1 protein-coding gene and 2 pseudogenes are annotated in these 3120 nt (G+C 38.9%); 2 read left to right on the top strand and 1 reads right to left on the bottom strand.

Annotated features, from left to right (window positions below):
• Positions 1-188 (top strand): annotated as a pseudogene (locus tag GFJ36_RS29310) (IS6 family transposase); the annotation flags it as partial.
• 75 nt (positions 189-263) lie between these two features.
• Here GFJ36_RS29310 and GFJ36_RS28790 read toward each other — a convergent pair.
• Complete coding sequence (locus GFJ36_RS28790) at positions 264-1886, bottom strand: hypothetical protein (protein ID WP_157349853.1); 1623 nt, start codon at positions 1884-1886, stop codon at positions 264-266.
• A 469-nt stretch (positions 1887-2355) separates the two neighbouring features.
• Between GFJ36_RS28790 and GFJ36_RS28785 the strand changes: the two are divergent.
• A pseudogene (locus tag GFJ36_RS28785) lies at positions 2356-2706 on the top strand (glycoside hydrolase family 25 protein); the annotation flags it as partial.
• Positions 2707-3120 lie beyond the last annotated feature (414 nt).

Raw genomic sequence — 3120 nt, 5'->3', positions numbered from 1 at the left:
AAGCAAAAGGAGAAACGTTTAAGAAAGAAGTTGTTAAATCCGCAGGATTTCAAAATCTTCGCCATGCTCCACGTACCTTGAAAGAAATCGAAACGATTTATGCTATATACAAACAAAAGAGAAGTCACATTCCAGACTTCCCTTTTTCGACGTATAAGGAATTACAGAAATTATTTACAAGTGCATAGAATTTGATTACCTTTACTCACCCTATTTAAATTCGTGTCAACTTTGTAACAGAACCATTAAGTTCATACTTTTCCTTACCCCTCTCGAGTATCCAATACCTCAAATGAAACAGCGCGGTTATTCCAATCTGGTGGCAGCTCAAGGGTATCGGTATAGAACTCAATCGAATTACCTTGAAAATTCGGCTGATCCCACATTCGTACAATCATCCCCTGTGGAATCAATAAAGCACTAGTCGTGGCCCTGCCGAGTGGCGTAGTTTCCAAATCTGGGTACTTACCTGGATTCAGCACCAACCAGCGTGGACTCCACAAAGATTCTATCGCTACAACTTGCGAGATTTTAGGTGGCCTGTCCTCGGCTGGATAGACTACCAATGAGGAAATCCGATCGTTCCAGTTCATAGGTAACGCCGGAGTGTCCTCAGTGAAGTCGATGAATGCTCCCTGAAACCAGGCGTGTTCCCAGGCACGAACTGCTAGTCCCTCTGGAACCTTGATTGAACTCAACTGGTCGTTACCTATTAGGATTTGACTTTTTGAATCATCGTACCATCCTGGTGCTAACTTTTGCGATCGTCCTGGGACTCCTCCCTCGTTCAAGCTGTAATCGGCAAGTGTGAAGATTTCAACCTTCGTTGACGAGTGCTGGACACGCTCAGGAAGAACCAGTCCCTCAGGTAATGTTAGTGGATAGAACTCCGCAGCAGAGATGCTATCTACCACCTTATCAACGTGTCGGTCCAACTCGTTCAATATGCTAGTGACAGCAGTACTCCACATTGACAAAGTAGCCCGATCAGGCGGCGATTTAAAGTAGTCTGGGTGTAGCAATATCATCTCGATGTCATTGCGTATTGTTTGTAGTTGCAAGCGCTTCTTCATGCAGTCCTCGAGCACTTCTTGCTGACGCCTGATGTCGAACGGGTTCGGTCCATCTGGAAAAATTAAAGTGTCGTACGAAGCAGCCTGTACAGAATATGCCTTTGGATTCTGATTAACCACTGTAGCAAATGTCTTTATCCGTTCCATTACTTCTTCCACCGTACCCGTGTAGGAAATTTGTTCCCTAACGCCACCTCGCTGGTATATAGAAACTCGAACCTCTGAGTTCGATTTCAATCTAGATATCTTTTCCTGGATATCTACTGATAGCGATCCGCCAGCTACAATGCTATCGAAGCTTGCCTTAAGTGCAATCCCAAGGTCACGTTGGTCCTGTTGAACCTTGTTCGTGATAGATAGTATGGCGATGTATTCGCCACCGCTTTTCACACCTCGGATGAACAGGTCACCATATCTTTTGCGGAACGTCTCTGTATCACCGTCGCGTTTCAGGTCTTGTGCATCTTGAGTAGGACTGGGGTTCTTCACTCGCTTGAAGGCGTTCTGAATGTCAGCTCGGGCTACAAGAAAGGTCGACGTCGAATTAAACTGGGACTTCTCTGCAAATGAGAACTTGCCTTCCGCGGTGAACAAACCATATCGGCCTTCGGCATTGACATCTATACCCAGTGAATTGTACATCTGTTCTGACGAGTTGATCAGCGAGGTATCGTACACGGCTTCCATCCCCTCTTCACCAACTGCTTCTTCTATCTCTGTGAAATTGACAGCTGGTAAAGAACCAACCGATCCTGTGAGATCGTCTATTCCAAGTCCTAAATCCATTCCGTCCCTGAAAGGTATATTACGCATTATGAAACCTCCTTTATTTAGGTGATGAAAATTGTTTTGTAAAAAAGTTTTATCCCAAACATCCTATAACCCTTGATTTATCACTTTCTAATAAAAACATAAATTATATCTTGGTTAAATTTTGTTTTAAACAGAAAAACTTTATTTTAAATTCTTAAAAAATCAATGTTATTTTGATGTATTTGAGAAAATATTATTCATATTTCAAGAGTATAGAATAAACAAAGGATGAGAAACCATTTCTAAAGTATACTTAACATACTTTTTCATTATCCAAAGAACCTAATAAATTTTGTGTTTGTTAAATGCAATAAAATACTCTTTAAAGCAATTTTTATAAATAATCAGATATCAAATTATGATAGTATAGTACTGCTTCACTAGTGTTATTTTTATCCATTAATATTTAAAGAAACTTTAGGAACAATAGACATTATAAAATGATGGAGGGTTCGAAGGTAGTTTACCACCCGTACTTGATCTTGAAATCAATCAAGGGGAACTGGGTAAAGATGAACTTTCTGAATGGGCGAGGATATGGATGGAACGCGTAATAGAAAGAATTGGTATAAAACCAATTTTATACACATATCTAGATTTTGGTCGAAGAAATCTAAATGAATCACTTGGGGAATATCCATTGTGGTTTGCTCGTTATGATGTTCAGCAACCAGAAGATTTTGCAGGATGGAATGAGTGGAAATTCTTACAATATACTAGTAGTGGACATGTACCTGGTATTACAGGAAAAGTTGATTTAAATGAATTCGATGGGTCTTTAGAGGAATTAGAACAATTTAGAATTGATAGTATGATTTAGTAGTTATAACCTTGTAGGTTATACACTCAAAGGATTTTGACTAATATTAAACACATAGTAAATATTTTCTTTCCAATTTTTAAATGTGATCCACTTATTGGTAAAGTAGGAGTAGAGTAAGTTAATACGTATCTTTATTTGGAGGCTGTCTTATGATTTAAGAGACAGCTTCTTCTAAGTTTTATTTTTGAATATATTCCGTACTCTAAATTATATCTGAAAACTCTACAACAAGATTTTTTTCGTTATTCTTCTTTATAAGAAACTACAAAATAAAATATAAAAAACACCTGCCTGAATTGGAAAAATTTTCAGTTGTGGCGGGTTATTCTTTGAATCGTTTCCGTACCCCATAAAAAGATGTAGAGAAAAGGGGCGTGTAGAATGGAAGAAGGTCGTATTTCCTTTCAGCAA

The sequence above is a fragment of the Bacillus sp. EE-W1 genome, from assembly GCF_009760835.1.
GTDB classification, from domain to species: domain Bacteria; phylum Bacillota; class Bacilli; order Bacillales; family Bacillaceae_G; genus Bacillus_A; species Bacillus_A wiedmannii.
This window is presented reverse-complemented; position numbering and strand designations above follow the sequence as displayed.

Excerpts from the sequence above, each read along its gene's own strand:
- GFJ36_RS28790 (WP_157349853.1), bottom strand. The coding sequence starts at position 1,886 with ATGCGTAATATACCTTTCAGGGACGGAATGGATTTAGGACTTGGAATA.